The sequence below is a fragment of the Aureimonas sp. N4 genome, assembly GCF_001463925.1.
Lineage (GTDB): Bacteria > Pseudomonadota > Alphaproteobacteria > Rhizobiales > Rhizobiaceae > Aureimonas > Aureimonas ureilytica_A.
In genome coordinates this window covers 12,689-31,721 of sequence record NZ_BBWS01000030.1, presented here as the reverse complement: position 1 = coordinate 31,721, position 19,033 = coordinate 12,689, and the positions used below count along the sequence as shown (strand labels likewise).

At 66.8% G+C, this 19,033-nt stretch carries 13 protein-coding genes; 7 read left to right on the top strand and 6 right to left on the bottom strand.

Translation table 11 applies throughout. The features are described from left to right. Positions 1-48: 48 nt before the first annotated feature. Complete coding sequence (locus tag AUL28_RS09365; protein ID WP_192843429.1) at positions 49-5,457, bottom strand: translocation/assembly module TamB domain-containing protein; 5,409 nt, start codon at positions 5,455-5,457, stop codon at positions 49-51. A gap of 5 nt (positions 5,458-5,462) precedes the next feature. Then, complete coding sequence (locus AUL28_RS09360) at positions 5,463-7,427, bottom strand: autotransporter assembly complex protein TamA (RefSeq protein WP_244493469.1); 1,965 nt, start codon at positions 7,425-7,427, stop codon at positions 5,463-5,465. A 465-nt stretch (positions 7,428-7,892) separates the two neighbouring features. Here AUL28_RS09360 and AUL28_RS09355 point away from each other — a divergent pair, with 465 nt between their 5' ends. From AUL28_RS09355 to AUL28_RS09345, 3 genes are all read left to right on the top strand, one after another. Next, positions 7,893-8,393: a (2Fe-2S)-binding protein gene (locus AUL28_RS09355; RefSeq protein WP_062231891.1), complete on the top strand. Its 501-nt coding sequence runs from the start codon at positions 7,893-7,895 to the stop codon at positions 8,391-8,393. 119 nt (positions 8,394-8,512) lie between these two features. Next, entirely contained in the window at positions 8,513-10,867 is a 2,355-nt protein-coding gene (locus tag AUL28_RS09350; RefSeq protein ID WP_058633368.1) for a xanthine dehydrogenase family protein molybdopterin-binding subunit, read from the top strand. A 14-nt stretch (positions 10,868-10,881) separates the two neighbouring features. Continuing rightward, positions 10,882-11,682: an FAD binding domain-containing protein gene (locus AUL28_RS09345; protein WP_062217818.1), complete on the top strand. Its 801-nt coding sequence runs from the start codon at positions 10,882-10,884 to the stop codon at positions 11,680-11,682. A 71-nt stretch (positions 11,683-11,753) separates the two neighbouring features. On the opposite strand, the gene AUL28_RS09340 is transcribed toward AUL28_RS09345, so the two are convergent. Next, on the bottom strand, positions 11,754-12,269 hold the full coding sequence (locus tag AUL28_RS09340) for a BA14K family protein (RefSeq protein WP_062217815.1): 516 nt from the start codon (positions 12,267-12,269) through the stop codon (positions 11,754-11,756). A gap of 201 nt (positions 12,270-12,470) precedes the next feature. After that, complete coding sequence (locus AUL28_RS09335; protein WP_062217812.1) at positions 12,471-12,896, bottom strand: BA14K family protein; 426 nt, start codon at positions 12,894-12,896, stop codon at positions 12,471-12,473. Positions 12,897-13,112: 216 nt separating this feature from the next. On the opposite strand from AUL28_RS09335, the gene AUL28_RS09330 reads away from it, so the two are divergent. Together AUL28_RS09330 and AUL28_RS09325 are read left to right on the top strand one after the other, a co-directional pair. Further along, positions 13,113-14,354 carry a putative DNA modification/repair radical SAM protein gene (locus AUL28_RS09330; RefSeq protein ID WP_082640365.1) on the top strand — a complete coding sequence of 414 codons (1,242 nt, stop codon included), beginning with the start codon at positions 13,113-13,115 and terminating at the stop codon, positions 14,352-14,354. 247 nt (positions 14,355-14,601) lie between these two features. Further along, positions 14,602-14,985, top strand: a complete 384-nt coding sequence (locus AUL28_RS09325; RefSeq protein WP_192843428.1) for a helix-turn-helix domain-containing protein — start codon at positions 14,602-14,604, stop codon at positions 14,983-14,985. Between the two features lie 82 nt (positions 14,986-15,067). Here the strand turns inward: AUL28_RS09325 and AUL28_RS09320 are convergent, their stop codons facing one another. Next, entirely contained in the window at positions 15,068-16,234 is a 1,167-nt protein-coding gene (locus AUL28_RS09320) for a M20 aminoacylase family protein (protein ID WP_062231890.1), read from the bottom strand. 140 nt (positions 16,235-16,374) lie between these two features. Here AUL28_RS09320 and AUL28_RS09315 point away from each other — a divergent pair, with 140 nt between their 5' ends. Together AUL28_RS09315 and AUL28_RS09310 are read left to right on the top strand one after the other, a co-directional pair. Next, on the top strand, positions 16,375-17,580 hold the full coding sequence (locus AUL28_RS09315; protein ID WP_062231888.1) for a D-alanyl-D-alanine carboxypeptidase family protein: 1,206 nt from the start codon (positions 16,375-16,377) through the stop codon (positions 17,578-17,580). Beyond that, positions 17,577-18,722 (top strand): CobW family GTP-binding protein, encoded by a 1,146-nt coding sequence (locus AUL28_RS09310; protein WP_062231886.1) that lies wholly within the window; start codon positions 17,577-17,579, stop codon positions 18,720-18,722. The genes AUL28_RS09315 and AUL28_RS09310 overlap by 4 nt, the downstream gene beginning before the upstream one ends. Here the strand turns inward: AUL28_RS09310 and AUL28_RS09305 are convergent. Then, positions 18,719-18,946 (bottom strand): sulfurtransferase TusA family protein, encoded by a 228-nt coding sequence (locus AUL28_RS09305; RefSeq protein ID WP_244493468.1) that lies wholly within the window; start codon positions 18,944-18,946, stop codon positions 18,719-18,721. The two genes, AUL28_RS09310 and AUL28_RS09305, sit on opposite strands and share 4 nt — an antisense overlap. Positions 18,947-19,033: the final 87 nt, after the last annotated feature.

The window sequence follows — 19,033 nt, the reverse complement described above, 5'->3', positions numbered from 1 at the left end:
GTGTTTAGCCATAAAATGATCGGCCGCGCTAAATGTTGCAACGCCCGATCAATATTCCTTTTCGTAGAAAATGCCGACTTCGCCGCCGCCATTGGCCGTCACCGCGCCACGAGCCTTCACGTTGGCGCCAAGGTCGAGATCGATCGAGACACGCCCGGTCGAATCGACGCCGACATAGGTGTTCTCGTTGAGATAGCGGCCGACGCCCACCGCCGCCTGCCCATCGGCCGTGGTGCGGATGTCGAGATCGTCGACGCCCAGTTGCGAGCGCAGATTGTCGAGAAGCCCTGTCGAGCCGCCGACGCCGGCCAGCTGCGCCGCCGCGCTGGCGAGCTGCGCGATCTGCACCGGGGACAGGTCCGAGGTGCCCTGACCGAAGATGAGCCGCGCCAAAACCTCGTCCTGCGGCAGGGCAGGGGAGGAGGTGAAGGAGAAGCTCGGGCTCGCCGCCGGCCCGGTGATGGCGACATAGACCGTCGCCTCGCCCGTGTCGGAGGATGCCAGGAGATCCAGCGTCGGCACGAGATTGCCATCGAAGGTCAGCGTGGCGCGCTCGAAGTTGAGCCGCCGCGATAGAAGCTGGAAGCGTCCGCGCCGAAGGTCGAAGCCGCCGTCGATGCCGAGATTGGAGACCGGTCCGGTGATGCGGATCGTCCCGCCGAGTTCCAGATCGAGACCGCGACCGCGGACATAAACGCGGTTGGGCGCGTTGAGCGTGATGTTCAGGCTGATGCCGCCCGAACCCGACGTGCCGCTTGATCCGCTATTGGGGTTGATCTCGCGCAGCTGCTTGAGCACGGCCGGCGGTGTATTGCGCCGCTCCAGATCGATGCGCGAGATCGAGGTCGGCAGATTGTCCGGCACGAGGATCGCGATTTCGGAGGCGTTGATCGTGCCCGCCAGAACCGCCGCGCCGGTCAAGGGGCCGGTGAGGGTCAGCCCCGCATTGAGGCGGATGGTGACGAGTTCGCCGTCGCTATAGCGCCCGTCCTGCACGCGGATTGCGAGATCGGCCGGGAAGCCGGAGCCGAGCCCGATCGTGCCGGAAACCGACACCGTACCGCCGCCGCCGAGCTGGGCAGTCACGCCCTGGAGCGTCGCCGTCTGCCCGTTCAGCGCCACCGTGGCGTTGATATTGTTGACGGCCAGATTGGCGCCCGTATCCACGAAGCTCGCCCCCGCCGTCGAGACCGTGCCGACCACGTTCGGATTGGCGGCGGTGCCGGTGACGCTTGCGTTGATGCGCGCCGTGCCGTTCACCGAGCGGCCGTTCTCGGCGAGAATCCGGTTGGCGAGCGAGAGCGGCGCGGTGCCGTCGAGGCGTAGGTCGAAGCTCGGCGTGCCCGCGACATTCACCGAGCCATTGGCCGCGAACTGGAGACCGGAGCCCGAGAGTGTGGAATTGAGGGTCACCTGATTGTCGGCGAACCGGCCATTGGCGGCGATGGCGAGCGCGCCGACGCCGGCATCGCGCGTCGGCTGCACCGAGAAGCCAGCCAGCGAGAGATCGTACTGCACATCGGGCGCGGCGATCGTGCCGCCGGCGCGAACGCGCCCGTTCAGCGTGCCCTGAGGGGCGAGGTCCGGGGCGGCGGCCGCCGCGATCGATGCGGGGATGTTGTTCAGGGCGACGTCGAGATCGAGCCGTTCGCCGACCGTGCCGGTCGCGGTCAACGAGCCAGAGCCCAGATCGATTCGGGCGGTGCGCAGCGTGGCGCTGCCATTGGCGAAGGTCCCGGCCGCGACGGCGTCGATCTCCGGCGCGCCGGCCTGGCGCGTCTGCGCCACCGAGACATTCTCGGCGCGAAGGTCGAACTCGGCCGAGGGGGCGGAGAGCGAGCCGGTGGCCCGCGCGGTGCCCGACAGCGTGCCGCGCGCGCCAAGGTCCTCGCGCACGGCATTGGCCAGCGCGAGCGGCAGGCGGTCCAGCGTCACCGAGAGGTCAAGCTGGCGGCCCAGTGTGCCGGAGAGGTCGAGCGAACCATCCCCGACATTCACCCGCGCCCGCTCGAAGCGCGCCGTGCCGTCCGCATAAGTGCCGGCGACATCGAGCGCGACCGGGCGAAGGCCGGACTGGCGCAGCGGCGCGGTGGTCAGGTCGCGCCCCGTCAGCGCGAACTGCGCGTTGGGATTGCTGATCGAGCCGGTTGCCGTCGCCGAGCCGTTGAGTGTGCCCGAGGCGCCGAGACCGGGACGCACGCCGTTTGCGAGCGCGGCCGGCAGATCGACGATCTGCATCTGCAGGTTCAGGTCGCGCCCGACGCTGCCCGTGGCTTCCAGCCGACCCGTGCCGACGTCGACACGAGCCGTGTCCAGCCGCACGGTCGCGGCGCGATAGGTGCCGGACACATCCAGCGAGAGCGGCTGGACGCCCGCACGTCGCACCTCGGCCGCGCTGATGCCCGAACCCGCGATGTCGAAGGTCACGGCCGGGTTCTGCAGGGAGCCCGTCGCCTTCGCCGTGCCGTTCAACAAGCCTTCGGCATCCAGCCCCGACACGAAGCCATTGGCGAGCGCGACGGGAATGTCGGTCAGGTTCAGATCGAGTGCCAGTGATTGGCCGACCGTGCCGGTGGCGGCGATCGAGCCCTGCCCGAGATCGACGCGGGCCGTTCGCAGCGTCGCGGTTCCGTCGCGATACTGGCCGGTGAGCGCCGCATCGACACCGTCGAGCTTGGCGGCGCGGGTCTGGCTGGTGCGCACGTCAGTGGCGCTGAGGTCGAAGTCGAGATCGGGCGCGGAGGCGAGACCTCCGGCGCGAACCGTGCCGGTCAGCGTGCCCGAGGCGTCGAGCCCTTGCACGAAGGGATTGGCGACGGCCAGCGGCAGACGCTCCAGGGCGAGATTCAGGTCCAGGCGATCGGCCAGCGAACCCGACGCCGTGAGCGAACCGGAGCCGACATCGAAGCGCAGCGTGCCCAGCGTGGTGCGAACCGAGCCAAGCGTGACAGTGGCGGGCTCGGCCAGCGACAGGCGCGCGTTCGGAATATCGGCTGTCAGCGTGCGCAGCTGCACCACGGTGCCGGCATCGGTGAAGGCGACATCGCCCGACAGCCGTGTCGGCACGTCGTTGAGCGCGGCGCTGGCGTTAATGGCCGTGGCGTTGTTGATTGTTTCGAGCGCCGCATCGAGGCGCTGGATGCGCTGCCCGCCGGCCTCCAGACGCTCCGCGCGCACCGTGCCAGAGGCGAGCGGGGCTTGCACGAAGTTCTGGACGCGCAGGTCGATCCGCGCGTTGCGCAGCTGGTTCTGGCCGAGCGTCACGCCGCCGGATGTGAGGTCCACATCCGCCACCGGCGTTCCGCCATTGCCGATGGCAAAGGCAAGACTGCCCTTGAGATCGCCCGAGCCGGACTGCCCAGCCAGCGCCAGAAGCGTGGATGCGTCCGGGATGTCGAGCGCGAGATTGCCCGACGGGCGGTTCCCGCTGTCGAGAGCCAGCGTGCCGGACACGGAGTTGCGGCCCTGACGCAAGAGGAGATTGCGCAACGAGCGCACGTCGCCTTCGCTGGCGAGATCGGCCGTCAGCGCCAGCGGCGCGCCATTATAGGTGCCGTTGACCGCAATCGTGCCGTTGGGCGCATCGGGCGCGAAGGTGCCGGCGATGCGCGCGTCCAACGTTTCCAGCCGGCGGCCGGCGACCTCCAGCTCCTGCGCGCTGGCCGTCAGGTTCACCTGAGGCGCGCTGAGCGTGCCTGCGGCGTTCAGGGTAAAGTTCGCCTTGCCCTTGAGGGCGGAATTGGCGATCGCGGTTTGATCCAGCCGGCCGGTGATGGCGGCGGCGAGGGTCTCGCCCGTCAGGCTGGCGGAACCAGAAATCTCCAGCGCGTCGCCATCCACCACGAGATCGCTGACGCCGAGGCTGCCATCGGCCGCGCGCCGGGCCTGGCCGTTGATCGCCACGCGCTGCCCGACATAGGGCACGGCCTCGGGCGACAGCGCCACCGTTTGGAAGCTCGACTGGATGTTGAGCAGGAAGGTCGAGAAGTTGAGCGCGGCTTGCCCGCTCAGCGTCAGATCGGCCGCGCCTGTCGTCAGCGTGGCGCGGTTGAAGGTGAGACCGTCGCTTGTCAACGCGCCATCGGCGTCGAGCGCGATCGGCCCCTCCAGAACGCGCGAGGCGGTGAGGGCGACCTGCGAGGTGCTTGTGCCCGACACGGTCGCGTTGCGCGCCTTGGCGTTCAGTGCGACGGGGCCGACGAGATTGTTGAGATCGAAGCCGGGCGAGCGTGCCGTCGCTTCCACTTCGTTGAGGACATAGCCTTCGAAGCCGGCGGTGCGGGCCTTGGCCGCCACGTCCAGTCCGGCCGAGGCGAAAGCGCCCGTCAGCTTGGCGTCGAGCGAGGTGATTTCGAGCGCCGTGCGCGAGCCCTGCGACCCGAAGGCCAGCGGGATCGGGTCGCCCGAGCCGGTGCGCAGCGCGACCGTCAGATCGTTGGTCGAGCCGCTGCGGTCGAGCGTGCCGGCGGCGGTGAGATCGAGCGGGCCCGATTGCAGCCGGCCGCTGTCGATGCGGATCACGCCGTCGCTGCGCAGAAACACATTGGCGTTCAGCGAGAGGTTTTCGCCGACCGAGCCGAGATAGGCTTCGGGCACGAAGGGCTGGGTCAGCGCGGTCAGTTCAGCCATGACGCGCCGTCCCTCTGCCGAATTCTGCGTCGCCGCATTCAGCGTCGCGGCACGCTCCGAGCCCAGGTCCAGCGCGCCGCTGGCGCTGAAATTGTCGAAGGGGCCGGAGCCCTGGATCGTCAGGTTGACGGGCGGCGCGCCCGGCAGTTTCAGGAGATTGGCGACGAGGCCGCCCGCCGGTTCGCTGGCCGCGACATTCAATTCCAGCCGGTTGGCGTTCGGCTGGAAGCCGAGCTTAAGATTGATCTCGCCGCCCTGATCCAGCCGGCGGATCGCGAGTTGCGCGTCGAGCTGGGTCGGGTCTGCGGCGAGCGTCAATGCACCTTCGGCCGACAGGCGCGCGGCGACGCCGGCGACGGCCTGATCCAGAATGAATTCGTTGATGGCGATGCGCTTCACATCCGCCGTGATGTCGGGCAGCGAAAAGCCGCCCGACGACGTGTCCTCGGTCTGCGTCGAGGCGCGGGGCAGACGGGCCAGCGTGATCGAGGCGGCCGAGAGATTCTGGATCTGGACGTTCTTGCGGATCAGCGCCAGCGGCGACCAGTCGAGCGCGAGGTCGCGCGCCGTGAGCCAGACGCCGTCCCGGTCGGCCACCGTCACGGTTTCGATGCGGACATTGCCGCTCAGCGCGCCGGACAGACCCTCGATCTTGACCTGTCGATCTTCGGTGGAAAGCAGGTTTTCCAGCTGGCCGGCGAGAAACTGCGCGCGGGCCGGCTGGGTGGCGGCGAGCGAGGCGAGAACGCAGGCCAGCAGCATGAGCCCAGCGCGCAGGCGGACCATCGCGCGCAGGCGAAGCACACGGCCGAGAAAAAAGCGCATCATCACCATCAGAAGGCCTGCCCGATGCCGGCATAGATCTGGAAGTCGCTATCGCGCCGGCCGGGGTCGAGCGGCACGCCGACATCGACGCGGATCGGGCCGAAGCTCGTCATGTAGCGCGCGCCGACGCCCGCACCGATCTTGAGATTGCTGAAGTCAGGCGCGAAATCGTCGCCCACCGTGCCGACATCCACGAAGGGCACGATCTGGATATTGTCCGTCACCTTGAAGCGCAGCTCGGCTGACGCCTCGAACACCGAGAGCCCACCGATCGGCGTGTCCACGAAGCGCCGATTGGTGCCGGGAAGCGCGAAGCTCGGATAATAGGGGCCAATGGACTGAAACACATAGCCGCGCACCGAGCCGCCGCCGCCGGCATAGAAGCGCCGGTCGTTCGGCACGTCCTGAAGATCGGCGCCCGCCACGATGCCGTAGCCCACGCGCCCGGCGAGCACGAAGCGGCTTTCCTCGTCGAAGGACAGATAGGCCGAGGCGTCGGCGCGCGCCTTTACGAAGGGCACCGAATTGTTGAACTCATAGGTCGGCTCGGCCATGAGCGAGGCGTAGAAGCCCTTGGTCGGGTTCAGCTTGTTGTCGCGCCCGTCGAACGTATAGGTCACGGGCACGGAGGCGAGGATGAACTCGTCGTCGGTTCGCAGATAGTCGGTGATCGTCTCGTACTCGGCCGTCACCGCGACGCTGAGGCGCTGCTGATCGTCGATCGAATATTCGACCCCGTTCGACACGGCGACGGAGGTGCGGTCATAGGCGAGCGGCTGCTCGGTCAGCGCCGTGAGCGAGCCGATATAGACGGAGTCGGGACCGAGAACGCCGGGCTTCTTGAAGGTCGCCGAGGCCTTGTAGTCGAACCCGTCGAGTTCGCGGCCCGTGGTGCTGATCGTCTCCGCGCCGATGCGCGAGACCGCGCCTTCGAGGCGCAGGCTTTCGGCCCGGCCGAACAGGTTGCGGTCTTCCCAATAGACGTTCGCGCCGCCGCCTTCGGTGTTGGAGAAGGTGGCCCCCGCGCCGAAGACATGGCGCTTGCGCTCGGCCACCGTCACCTGAACGGGCAGCGTGCCGTCCGCGACCTGCGCGTCCCCGGCCTTCACCGAGGCAGTGGAGAAGACGCCGAGATCGACCAGACGCTTGCGCGCCTTCTCCAGCGTCTTGGTGGAAAAGGTCGAGCCCGGCTCGATGCCGGCCATGAAAGCCACGAAGCCCGGCTCCATGCGATCCGTGCCGGTGACATAGGTCTGGCCGAAGGGAACCGGCGGGCCGGGCGAGACGGTCAGGTCGATATCGATGCGATCGGTGGCGCTGTCGGCGACGATATTGCGGTTGGTCACCGCGACGAAGGGCCGGCCCTCGTTACGCAAATCTTCCAGAAGCCGCGCTTCGGACGCCAGAATGCGGGTCGAATCGGCCGAGGCTCCGGCCGTCAGATCATAGGGCGCGGGGTCCACCGGCACGCCATTGGCGGTGATGCGCACGGTGCCGAGCGTGAAGAGAGGGCCGGGTTGAACAGTGATCTCGACCGGGACAGGTTTGGACGTGTCGAAACTCGCGTCGGGCGCGAGGGTCGCGATGTCGCGCCCCTCGATGCGGATCGTGACGAGCCCGTCATAGCGCGAGTTCTCGTAGAGCGTCGCGACCAGCCGGCGGCGGTCGTTGCGCGCCTTGGCGAGCAGCCCGAGCGAGCCCGACACGGCTTCCTTTTCGTCGGCGACCAGCGAGGAGGCTTTGGTCAACACCTTTTGCAGATCATCGGCATCGGGCGTGACCGTCAGCGTCGCGGTGTAGCGCACGGGGTCGGGGAGGTCGCTCGTGTCTTCCTCGTCCCGGCTGCCGAAGAGGTTGAACGGATCGAGAAATTTCGGCAGCGCTTGGGCGGGCTCCAGCCCGGTCAGGCCGAGGCCGAGGGCCAGAGCGGGCAGGCCGAAGGCCGTACCGGCCCAACGCTTCAATCCTGACATCAACGCGGAACGCTCTCTTGGCCGGACGTCTCGGTATCGGGAGCCGAATGGCCGAGAGGGCGCGGAGCGCCGTCGCAGTCATGATCGCCGCGCAGGCCCTGGCTAGGCCTGCGCTCCCCCGAGCTTGCTCTTCAAAATGCCGGTCTCGCCGGAAATAACAACCGCGAGCGGGCGAGCGCGGGAGATTCCCCGAAGCTTTTGTGGGACTTGCGCCACACATTCTTAACGCCTTGAACTCACGCGCCTTAACACCTCGTCCGACAGTGAGGCCGATCGTCGCATGAGGCGGAGAATGCCTCTGGAATGGTTCCAGAAATCGCTTGCCGACCGCGCCGCGCCGTAGCAGTCTCCGCTCAGCCGAGAGGCCGAGAACAGCGCGACGAAACCTCACGAGGAGATCGAACGCGCGCCGGCTGCGCAGAGGCTGCTGCGCTTCGTTTCGGGTGATGGTTTCGGGAGGAACGAATGGCCGAAATTTCTGTCGTGGTGAATGGTCGCAAGGTGAGCGGGCAGGCGGAGGGGCGTGTGCTTCTCGTGCAGTTCCTGCGCGAGACGGTCGGGCTCACGGGCACCCATGTCGGCTGCGACACGTCGCAATGCGGCGCTTGCGTCGTGCATGTGGACGGGCAGGCCGTGAAGTCCTGCACCATGCTGGCCGCGCAAGCCAACGGCAGCACGATCACGACGATCGAGGGCATCGCCAGCGGACAGGACCTGCATCCCGTCCAGGCCGCCTTCCGCGAGCATCACGGGCTCCAGTGTGGCTATTGCACGCCCGGAATGATCATGACCGCCGTGGACATGATCCGTCGTCATGACGGCGTTCTCGACGAGAAGACGGTGCGCGACGAGCTGGACGGCAATATCTGCCGCTGCACCGGCTACCACAATATCGTGAAGGCGATCCTTTCGGCGGCCGAGGCCATGCGCGCGCCCGCTGCCGATCGGCGCGTCGCCGCCGAATAGGCCGCCCGGCCCCGGCCGGGGCCGCCGCCATACAGAGCCAAGCATTTTACGGGCGCCCGCGATGCGCCGCGCTGACGCGCAGCCCGCCGGCCCCGAGGCAATTCGGGAGGATGGATTCCATGGGTATCGAAGGTTTCGGCGCGCGGGTTCTGCGCAAGGAGGACCGACGCTTCATCACCGGGCGCGGGCGCTACACCGACGACATGGTGGTGCCCGGCATGAAATTCGCCGCTTTTGTGCGCTCGCCCCATGCCCACGCGCGCATCAAGGGGATCGACGCGTCCGCCGCGCGCGAGATGCCCGGCGTGATCGACATCCTGTCGGGCGACCAGCTGAAGGCCGACGGGATCGGCAATCTCATCTGCGGATGGGCCGTCACGTCCAAGGACGGTTCGCCCATGAAGATGGGCGAATGGCCGGCGCTGGCGGTCGGGACCGTGCGCCATGTCGGGCAGGCGGTGGCGGTGGTCGTCGCCGACTCCAAGCTTCAGGCGCGCGACGCGGCGGAAGCCGTCGAGGTCGATTACGAACTGCTCGACGCCGTGGTGGAAGGCCCGGCGGCGCTGGAAGCCGGCGCGCCCGAAATCCATCCCGAAGCCCCCGGCAATCTCTGCTTCGACTGGGAGTTGGGCGACGCGCGCGCGACCGACGAAGCCTTCTCGCGCGCCGCCCATGTGACGCGGCTCGACATCGTGAACAACCGTCTCGTGCCGAACGCGATGGAGCCGCGCGCGGCACTCGGCGTCTACGATCCGGCGGATGATCACTACACGGTCTGGACGACCTCGCAGAACCCGCATGTGGCGCGGCTCGTGATGAGCGCCTTCTACAATGTCGCGCCCGAGCACAAGCTGCGCGTCATCGCGCCCGATGTCGGCGGCGGTTTCGGCTCCAAGATCTATATCTACCCCGAAGAGATCGTCTGTCTCTGGGCCTCGAAGCGCACCGGCGTTCCGGTGAAATGGACGTCCGATCGCTCCGAAGCCTTCCTGACCGACGCGCATGGGCGCGACCATCACACCCATGTCGAAATGGCGCTGGATGCCGACCACAAGATTCTGGGCCTGCGGGTCGAGACGGTGGCCAATCTCGGCGCCTACATGTCGCTCTTCTCGTCGGCGACTCCGACCTATCTCTACGCGACGCTTCTCTCGGGCCAGTACGACATCCCCGCGATCTACGCGAATGTGAAGGCGGTCTACACCAACACCGTGCCGGTCGATGCCTATCGCGGGGCGGGGCGGCCGGAGGCGACCTATGTGATCGAGCGCACCATGGAGACGGCCGCTCGCGAGCTGGGCCTCTCGCCGGACGCCTTCCGCCGGAAGAACTTCATCCAGTCCTTCCCGCATCAAACGCCCGTCATCATGAACTACGACACCGGCGACTTTCCCGCGACGCTGGACGCCGCGATGAAGGCGGCGGACGTGGCCGGTTTCGAGGCCCGGCGCGCCGAGGCCAAGACGCAGGGCAAGCTGCGCGGGCTCGGCTATAGCTGCTATATCGAGGCCTGCGGTATCGCGCCGTCCAAGGCGGTCGGCTCGCTCGGCGCGGGCGTCGGCCTGTGGGAATCCGCCGAGGTGCGCGTCAATCCGGTCGGCACGATCGAAATCCTGACGGGCTCGCACAGCCACGGCCAGGGCCATGAGACCACCTTCGCGCAGCTTGTCGCCGAGCGTTTCGGTCTGCCGGTGGACAATGTGCAGGTCATCCATGGCGACACCGACAAGGTGCAGTTCGGCATGGGCACCTACGGCTCGCGGTCCGGCGCGGTCGGCATGTCGGCCATTGCCAAGGCGCTGGACAAGGTGGAGGTCAAGGCCAAGCGCATCGCGGCCCATCTTCTCGAAGCCTCCGACGACGACATCGTGATCGAGAATGGCGAGGTGAAGGTCGCGGGCACCGATCGCAAGCTCGCCTGGCACGAGGTCGCGCTCGGTGCCTATACCGGCCACAACCTACCGGACGGAATGGAGCCGGGATTGAAGGAAGGGGCCTTTTACGATCCGCAGAACTTCACCTTCCCGGCCGGCTGCTACATCTGCGAAGTCGAGGTGGATGCCGAGACCGGCAAGGTTGAGATCGTGCAATTCGTGGCCGCCGACGATTTCGGGCGCATCGTCAACCCGATGATCGTCGAGGGGCAGGTGCATGGCGGCTTGGCGCAGGGCATCGGGCAGGCGCTTCTGGAAGGGGTTCACTATGACGAATCCGGCCAGCTCGTGACCGCCAGCTACAATGACTACGCCATGCCCCGCGCCTGGGATCTGCCCATGTTCGAGGTGCTGACCAACGAAACGCCCTGCACCACCAATCCGCTGGGGATCAAGGGGTGCGGCGAGGCGGGGGCGATCGGCTCGCCGCCGGCCGTCATCAACGCCATCACCGACGCGATCGGCACCAATGATCTGTCGATGCCCGCAACGCCCGAGAAGGTCTGGCGCGCGCTGCGCTCGGCCCAGGCGGCGAACTGAAGGGAGGAAGAGCCATGTACGAGACCCAGTATCATCGCGCGACCTCGCTCAGCGAAGCCGCTCAGCTTCTCTCGCAATCCGGCGAGGAGGCGAAATTCCTCGGCGGTGGCATGACGCTGATCCCGACCATGAAGGCGCGGCTCGCCGCGCCCTCAGCCCTGATCGACCTGCGCCATGTTCCGGAGATGAAAGGCATCACGGTCGAGGGCCGAAGCGTGCGCATCGGCGGCGGCGTCACGCATTTCGAGGTGGCGAACTCGGCCGCGATCGAGGCCGTGGCACCCGGTTTCACGGAACTCGCGCAACTGATCGGCGACCCGGCCGTGCGCCATATGGGCACGATCGGCGGCGTCTGCGCCAATTTCGACCCGGCGGCCGATTATCCCGCCGCGCTTCTCGCGCTGAACGGCACGATCGAAACCGATCGGGGCAAATATGCCGCCGACGACTTCTTCCTCGGCCTGTTCGAGACGGCGCTGGGTGACGGCGAGATCGTCAAGGGCGTGCGGTTCGAAGCGCCGGATGCCTCGGCCTACGAGAAGTTCCGCAACCCGGCCTCGCGCTATGCCATGTGCGGCGTCTATGTCGCCAAGCGCGGCGGCGATGTTCGCGTCGCGGTGACCGGCGCGGGCTCCAACGGGGCCTTCCGCTGGCACGAAGCGGAAGCGGCCCTGTCGGCCCGTTTCGAGCCGGAAGCGCTGGATGGCTTGAGCATGCCGGAGGGCGACATGATCGGCGATCTGCACGGCTCGTCGGAATACCGTGCGGCGCTGGTGCCCGTCGTCACCAAGCGGGCGGTGCGCAAGGCGCGCTGAAGCCGTCGAGCGAGGGACGTAATAGAAAGCGCCCGGTGATGAGCCGGGCGCTTTGAGCATGAGGGATGCGGCTACCAGATGTTGCAGCGATGGCGGTATCCGTCATTGCCGATATAGGTGTCGGTGCGCGCGTCGTAGGAGCGATATCGATCGAAACAGGCATCCACATGGGCCTGGCGCGTATTGGTGCCGTAATCGTCGTAATAGCGGGCCTGGCGTGGGCCGCGATACACGGGGCGGGCGGGCACCGTGTCTTCGTAGCTCGGCGGGGCCACGCCATAGGCCGGCCCGGAATAGGTCGGCTGCTGCGGCGCATAGTAGCGAGGCTGAGGCGCTGCCTGCGGCTGCGACAGGGCCGAGCCCAGAAGCGCGCCGGCTGCCAGACCGATGGCACCGCCCAGAAGCGCGTCGCCGGCATTGATCCGGTCATGATGGTGGCGGCGCGGCGCGGGATAGTAGCCGGGCGGCGGCGGGGGAGGAGGCGGCGCCCCAATATAGCCCGGCCCGTTGTCCCAAGCTTGGGCCTGCGCGGTGCCGAGGCTGGTGGCCAAGGTGCAGGCAGTAAGAACGGCAAGAAGAATGCGCATAATGGCGAACTCCAGAGCGACGGATGCGCCGCCCTTCAGGCTCCCCGGAGTCTCCGGGATGGCGAAGCGGCTGTCTTGCCATCCTGTGTAGCGTCCTCATCCTGAACGACGGCTGAATATCACTTTTTCATTTGTTCGCGTCCTGGCAAAAGAAAAGGGGCCAGCGCGCGCCGGCCCCTTCCTGTCCAAGATTTCATTCGCTCAGAGGCGGCAGATACGGCGCTCGCCCGCGCTGTTGGCGACATAGGTGTTGGTGCGCGGATCGTAGGTCTTGTAGCGCGCGGCGCAACGGGCAACCTGATCGCGCGTGACCACAGCGCCGCGAGTGGCGCTGCCGGCGGCGGCACCGGCCGCCGCGCCCGCCGCGAAGCCGAAGATGGCAGCGGCCGTGTTGTCGCGACGGTCGCGGTAATTGTCACGGTACCAGCGATTGTAGCGACGATCATCCCAGCGGCGGTAATCGCGGCGGTATTCCCGGCAATCGCGGGCGCCAGGGTTGCGGGCGCAGAAGCGCTCGACGAAGCGCTGGCGCTCGCGGAAGCTCTGAGCCTCGGCGGGGGCGGAGAATGTCACACTTCCGGTTCCCAGAACCACGACGGCCATCAGGGCCTGTGCGAATCGACGCATACGAAAAATCTCCCATGAAACATGCCAGCCGAACGGCGGGTCAGATCGGGCGAACGCCTGATGCGAAACAACCGTTCCAGCGGGCGGTGAAATGAAAGTTAGACTTACGGTTATGAACCTCGTCTGAACGGTCTGCGACCCCGCGTCACAGCGCGCCGCGGTGGAAAGTCGGAAGATCGGCTGGCTGGAACAGAGCAGGAACGCTATATCGTTTCAATGGCCAAGATGAGTGTGATGGACAAGCTCGCGATCCTCAGTGACGCGGCGAAATACGATGCATCCTGCGCGTCCAGCGGTTCGACCCGGCGCGACTCGCTGAAATCCGGCGGGATCGGCTCGACCGAGGGCTCGGGCATCTGTCACGCCTACGCTCCGGATGGGCGATGCATCTCGCTCCTGAAAATCCTCATGACGAATTTTTGCATCTACGACTGCGTCTACTGCGTGAACCGCTCGTCCTCCAATGTCGCGCGCGCGCGCTTCACGGTGGAGGAGGTGGTCAGCCTCACCATGTCCTTCTATCGGCGCAACTATATCGAGGGCCTGTTTCTCTCCTCCGGCATCATCCGCAACTCCGACCACACGATGGAGGAGATGGTGCGCATCGCACGCAAGCTGCGCATGGAGGAGAATTTCGCAGGCTATATCCATCTGAAGACCATCCCGGACGCGTCTCCCAAGCTGATCGAAGAGGCCGGCCTCTTCGCCGACCGCCTGTCGATCAATATCGAACTGCCAACCGATGTGGCCCTAGAGAGCTTCGCGCCCGAAAAGAAGCCGCGCGACATCCGTCGCTCCATGGGCCAACTCCGGCTGAAGATCGACGAGGCCAAGGGCGAGAAGGGCGACCGGATCAAACCGCCTCGTTTCGCGCCGGGCGGCCAATCGACGCAGATGATCGTCGGCGCCGATGGGGCGGATGACGAGGCGATCCTGACGCGCTCGGAAAATCTCTACGGGAACTATCGGCTGCGCCGTGTCTATTACTCCGCTTTCTCACCGATCCCCGATTCGTCCAGCCGCTTGCCTTTGAGCAAGCCACCTTTGATGCGGGAGCATCGCCTTTATCAGGCCGACTGGCTGATGCGCTTCTATGGGTTCGAGCGGGACGAGATCGTCTCGGGCGGCGAGGGCGGTATGCTCGATCTCCAGATCGACCCCAAGTTGGCTTGGGCGCTCAAGAACCGCGACCGTTTCCCGGTGGATGTCAACCGGGCCGAGCGGGAGATGCTGCTGCGCGTGCCCGGTCTTGGAACACGCTCGGTCGATGCGATCATCTCCTCGCGCCGCCACCGGCAACTTCGGCTGGATGACCTCGCGCGGTTGTCACGCTCGGTCGCGAAGTTCCGCCCCTTCGTGTCGGCGCTCGACTGGCATCCTGGCGGACGCCTCGATGACGACAAACTCCGTAGCCGTATGACCACATCGCCCTTGCCACGACAACTCTCGCTTTTTTGAAGCTTCCGGTTATCACGAAGCGATTAAGTATCTTTACGCTACGGCAGTCGTTTTGGCGCGCAAGGGTTGCAAAATCCTCGGTTTTGATCACAAATTCGTCAAGCTTACGGGACGAATGGGTTGGGTAGATTCGACGTGGGAAGGCAAATACGGCATAGGGGAGTGGAATGCCGTCTCTGTCCTCTGACCAGCAGGCTGCCCGCATATCGTGCAAGGCGTTCGAGGTTGGAGTAAAATGATGGTCGATATGCAATCTGGAGTTACCGAGTTGAAGGCCGAACGCGATCCGATCGATGTGCAAGTGGGAGCGCGCCTCCGGTTGATTCGGACGTCGCGTCGCGTCTCGCTGGAAGAGCTGGGCCGACGCATCGGCGTCACCTATCAACAGATCCAGAAATATGAGACCGGCGCCAACCGCATCAGCGCGAGCACGCTCTACCGCATCGCCAAGGCCTTCGAGACCAGCCCGATGTTCTTCTTCGAAGGCTTGGACGAGACCGAGGTCTCGCGCCCCGTGGCCAGCCGTGAGACGCTGCAATCCTCCATCGCGCTCGGCCGTATCCCGGATATCGAAGTGCGCCATCGTCTGCGCGCGCTGATCGAGGCGCTGGACCCCGAAGGCGGTCGCTGATCGCCTGAACGCTCCCTTCATTCATCAAAAAGCCGGCTCTAGAGCCGGCTTTTTCGTGGGCGCATCTCTCGTCGGCACGGCGTCAGGCCGGGAGCGGTAGCGCCTTCTGCGTGAGCGCCACCCAATAGGCCGCGCCGAAGGGCAGGGCCGCGTCTGCGAAATCGTAGCGGGGATGATGCAGCCCGGCGCTTGGCCCATTGCCGATGAAGACGAAAGCGCCCGGCCGCTGTTCCAGCATGAAGGAAAAGTCCTCGCCCCCCATCAGCGGCGCGACAGCCCGATTGACCGCTGCTTCTCCCACCAGTTCGGCGGCCACGTCGCCGCAGAACGCCGCCTTGGCGAAGTCGTTCACGGTCACCGGATAGTTCGGCGAGTAGATGTTTTCCGCCGTGAGGCCATGGGCCATGGCGATGCCGTCCGCGATCTCGCGAATGCGGGCCCAGGCGAAATCGCGCGTGGCCGTCATCAGCGAGCGCACCGTGCCCGAGACGCTGGCGCTTTCGGGAATGACGTTGTGCGCGAAGCCCGCGTGGAACTGCGTTACCGACACGACCAGCGAATCGAGGGGGTCGGTGTTGCGCGAGACGATCTGCTGCAGGGCCTGGACCAGAGCCGAGCCGGCGAGGATCGGATCGAGGGTCTGGTGCGGAATGGCGGCGTGGCCGCCCCGCCCGTGGAGCTTGACGCAGAATTCGTCGGTCGCCGCCATGATCGGGCCGGGACGCATGGCGAACTGCCCGACCGGCAGGCCCGGCAGATTGTGCATCCCGTAGACCTCGTCGATCGCGAAGCGCTCCAGAAGCCCGTCCTCGATCATGGCGCGCGCGCCCGCGCCGCCTTCCTCGGCCGGCTGAAACACGAAGACGACCGTGCCGGCGAAGCGCCGCGCGGCGCATAGTTCGCGCGCCGCGCCGAGCAGCATGGTCATATGCCCGTCATGGCCGCAGGCATGCATGGCGCCCGCGCGCACCGAGGCGTAGGGAACGCCGCTTTCCTCCACGATGGGCAGCGCGTCCATGTCGGCGCGCAGCGCAATGGTGCGGCCCGGCGCGCTGCCATGCGCGATGCCGACGACGCCGGTGCGCCCGATGCCCGTCACCACCTCGTCGCAGCCGAATTCGCGCAGTTTCTGCGCCACGAAGGCGGCCGTGTCATGGACCTCGTAGAGAAGTTCGGGCATGGCGTGGAGCGTCTGCCGCCAGATGGCGAGATCGGAGGCGGCGTGGCGGAGGCTCTGCGAAACGGGCATGGGAAGTTCCGGGGGATGCCATAGAATGGCGACAAATGAACCTTCTTAAAACGTTCGACCTATCCTGCCATGAGTCGGGTGCAGGTGCGAAGGGGTTCGAAGGCTCCGTTTCGCAGGTTCAGCGGAAAGAGAGGACGAGGATGCGGGCCAAGGCTCAGCTGCGGAGTTTCGTTCTGGCCGCCCTGATGGCGGCCGCGCCGCTTGCCGGGGCAGTTGAGGCCGCCAATTCAATCGCCATCGACGTGGCGACGGGCAAGGTTCTGTCGCAGAGCAATGCCACGCAGCGTTGGTATCCGGCCTCCACCACCAAGCTGATGACGGCCTATGTCGCGCTGAAGGCGCTGGAAGAGGGCACCGTCCAGCTCGACACGCCCATTGTGATGACGCGCGACGCCGCGCGCCAGGCTCCGTCGAAGATGGGTTTCCCGCCGGGCTCCGTCATGCGCCTCGACACCGCGCTGCGCATGATGCTGGTGAAGTCGGCCAATGACGTGGCCTATGCGATCGCCCAATCCTTGGGTGGCGGCTCGGCCGAAGTGTTCGTGGGCGCGATGAACCGCGCCGCCGCCGACCTTGGGATGCAGGACACGCATTTCATCAACCCCAACGGCCTGCCGGGCGACGGTCAATATTCCAGCGCCAAGGATCTAGGCATTCTGGGCGTTGCGATCCGCCGGCAGTTTCCCGCCTTCACGGACTATTTCTCGACCGAAGCCATCTCGTCCGGCCAGGCTCTGATCAAGAACGGCAACGGGCTTCTGGGACGTTACAAGGGCGCGGACGGCATGAAGACCGGCTACATCTGCGCGTCCGGCTTCAATCTCGTCGCCTCCGCCACGCGCGACAACCGCACCATCGTCGCCGTCGTCGTGGGCGCGGAAGGCCCGATCGTGCGCGAGCGGCTCGCCGCCGAGGTGATCGAGAACGGCTTCAACACCAATCCGCGCTCCATCCGCGAGACGGTGGAGGATCTGCCGCATTCCGACGGGCCGCCGGCCGACATCAGCGCCGCCGTCTGCTCGGCCGCCGGTCGCACGCAGCGCGCCAACGAGCGCGAAAGCGAGGAAACGCGGACCGAGACCTTCGGCTCGCCCTATATGACCGAAATGACACGGCCGCCGGCCACCGTGCCGGTCGCGCTCGGCGGCGCAGCGGCGGGGCGTGGCTTCGACGCCGGCATCTCGATGATCGCGGCCTATGGCATCCCAATTCCGACGCCGCGCCCGACACAGGCGAGCGAAGCGGCGGGAACCGACGAAACGCGCGCGCTCGATGCGCGCCGGGCGGAGGCACGGCCGGGCGCCGACATCCTCGGAGATCGCGTGACGGCGGAGCGCACCCGATGAGCGCCTTCTCACCCTCGGCCCCCGTTCCCGTCACGGTGCTGACGGGGTTTCTGGGCGCGGGCAAGACCAGCTTCCTGAACCGCCTGCTGCGCGCGCCGGAAGCGCGCGATACGGCCGTGATCGTCAACGAGTTCGGCGAAGTCGGTATCGACCATCTTCTGGTCGAGACAGCGCGCGACGGCGTGATCGAGCTGGCCGATGGCTGCATCTGCTGCACCGTGCGCGGCGATCTGGTGGACACGCTGGCCGAGCTGGTGGACAGGGTTCAGACGGGACGCCTTGCCCCCTTCCGCCGCATCGTCATCGAGACGACGGGGCTCGCCGACCCGACGCCGATCCTCGCCATGCTCATGGCCCACCCCGTTCTGCTCCAGCATTTCGCGCTGGACGGCGTGGTGACGATGGTGGACGCCGTGACCGGGCGGGCCTCTCTGGCCGAGCGCGTGGAAGCGCGCCGCCAAGTCGCCTGCGCCGACCGCCTTCTCGTCACTAAGACCGATCTGGTGCCCGACTGGGCGGGCCTTGAGGCGGAGCTTCGGGCGCTGAACCCGCGCGCGCCGATCCGCGACGCGGCTCTTTCGAGCGTGGGGGAAGCCTTCGGGTGTGGCTTGATCGACCCCGAGACGCGCAAGGCCGATCTGGCCCGCTGGATGGGCGAGGGCGAGCACGATCATCATCACGGCGACCATCATCATGATCACGAATGTGGCCACGCGCATGGCGGTCCTTGCGACCATCCGAGCCACGCCCGGCCCCATGCCCATGGCGGTGTCGCCTCCTTCTCGCTGACGCATGACGCGCCGATCGCCTCCTCCGATCTCGAAGCCTTTCTCGACCTTCTCTTCATGCGCCAGGGCGACAAGCTCCTGCGCATGAAGGCGGTGGTTCGCCTACGCGAGGACGAAGCGCGCCCGCTCGTGCTGCATGGCGTGCGGACCTATCTTCATCCGCCCGTGCGTCTGCCGGCCTGGCCGGACGGCGAGCCGCCGCGCTCGCGCCTCGTCCTGATCGGGGATGGGCTGGACGAGCGGCTGGTGCGCGATCTCTTCGCGGCCTTCTCGGGTGCGCCGCGCGTCGACGCGCCGGACCGCGCCGCGCTTCTGGACAACCCGCTGTCTCTCGGGCCGGGCTCCTACCGCTAGGCGGGCGCGGCACTCTTGCGGATATGAAAGCGCCAGCCGCCGCCGGCAAGGGGCTCTGGCGACGCGCCTTCATGGTCTTCGCTCCGGCAAAGATGCGCCAGATCGAGCGGGGCCAGCGGATCGTCGGCCAAGACGATGAGCGTCGCGCCGGGCCGTAGCGCGGCCAGCGCCTTGCGGCTGCGCAAGACGGGCAGGGGGCATTTGAGGCCGCGAAGATCGAGCATCTCCTCGGCCATTCCCTCGTTGTTCGGCGAGGCAGCGTTCCTATCTAAGCGTGACGACGGCATCTTCCCCTCAACCTCCGAAGCGAT

What these genes read in the sequence shown, in the direction of transcription:
- AUL28_RS09365 (WP_192843429.1), bottom strand. Translation starts at nt 5,457, where the DNA reads ATGATGCGCTTTTTTCTCGGCCGTGTGCTTCGCCTGCGCGCGATGGTC.
- AUL28_RS09360 (WP_244493469.1), bottom strand. Translation starts at nt 7,427, where the DNA reads ATGTCAGGATTGAAGCGTTGGGCCGGTACGGCCTTCGGCCTGCCCGCT.
- AUL28_RS09355 (WP_062231891.1), top strand. Translation starts at nt 7,893, where the DNA reads ATGGCCGAAATTTCTGTCGTGGTGAATGGTCGCAAGGTGAGCGGGCAG.
- AUL28_RS09350 (WP_058633368.1), top strand. Translation starts at nt 8,513, where the DNA reads ATGGGTATCGAAGGTTTCGGCGCGCGGGTTCTGCGCAAGGAGGACCGA.
- AUL28_RS09345 (WP_062217818.1), top strand. Translation starts at nt 10,882, where the DNA reads ATGTACGAGACCCAGTATCATCGCGCGACCTCGCTCAGCGAAGCCGCT.
- AUL28_RS09340 (WP_062217815.1), bottom strand. Translation starts at nt 12,269, where the DNA reads ATGCGCATTCTTCTTGCCGTTCTTACTGCCTGCACCTTGGCCACCAGC.
- AUL28_RS09335 (WP_062217812.1), bottom strand. Translation starts at nt 12,896, where the DNA reads ATGCGTCGATTCGCACAGGCCCTGATGGCCGTCGTGGTTCTGGGAACC.
- AUL28_RS09330 (WP_082640365.1), top strand. Translation starts at nt 13,113, where the DNA reads ATGGCCAAGATGAGTGTGATGGACAAGCTCGCGATCCTCAGTGACGCG.
- AUL28_RS09325 (WP_192843428.1), top strand. Translation starts at nt 14,602, where the DNA reads ATGCAATCTGGAGTTACCGAGTTGAAGGCCGAACGCGATCCGATCGAT.
- AUL28_RS09320 (WP_062231890.1), bottom strand. Translation starts at nt 16,234, where the DNA reads ATGCCCGTTTCGCAGAGCCTCCGCCACGCCGCCTCCGATCTCGCCATC.
- AUL28_RS09315 (WP_062231888.1), top strand. Translation starts at nt 16,375, where the DNA reads ATGCGGGCCAAGGCTCAGCTGCGGAGTTTCGTTCTGGCCGCCCTGATG.
- AUL28_RS09310 (WP_062231886.1), top strand. Translation starts at nt 17,577, where the DNA reads ATGAGCGCCTTCTCACCCTCGGCCCCCGTTCCCGTCACGGTGCTGACG.
- AUL28_RS09305 (WP_244493468.1), bottom strand. Translation starts at nt 18,946, where the DNA reads ATGCTCGATCTTCGCGGCCTCAAATGCCCCCTGCCCGTCTTGCGCAGC.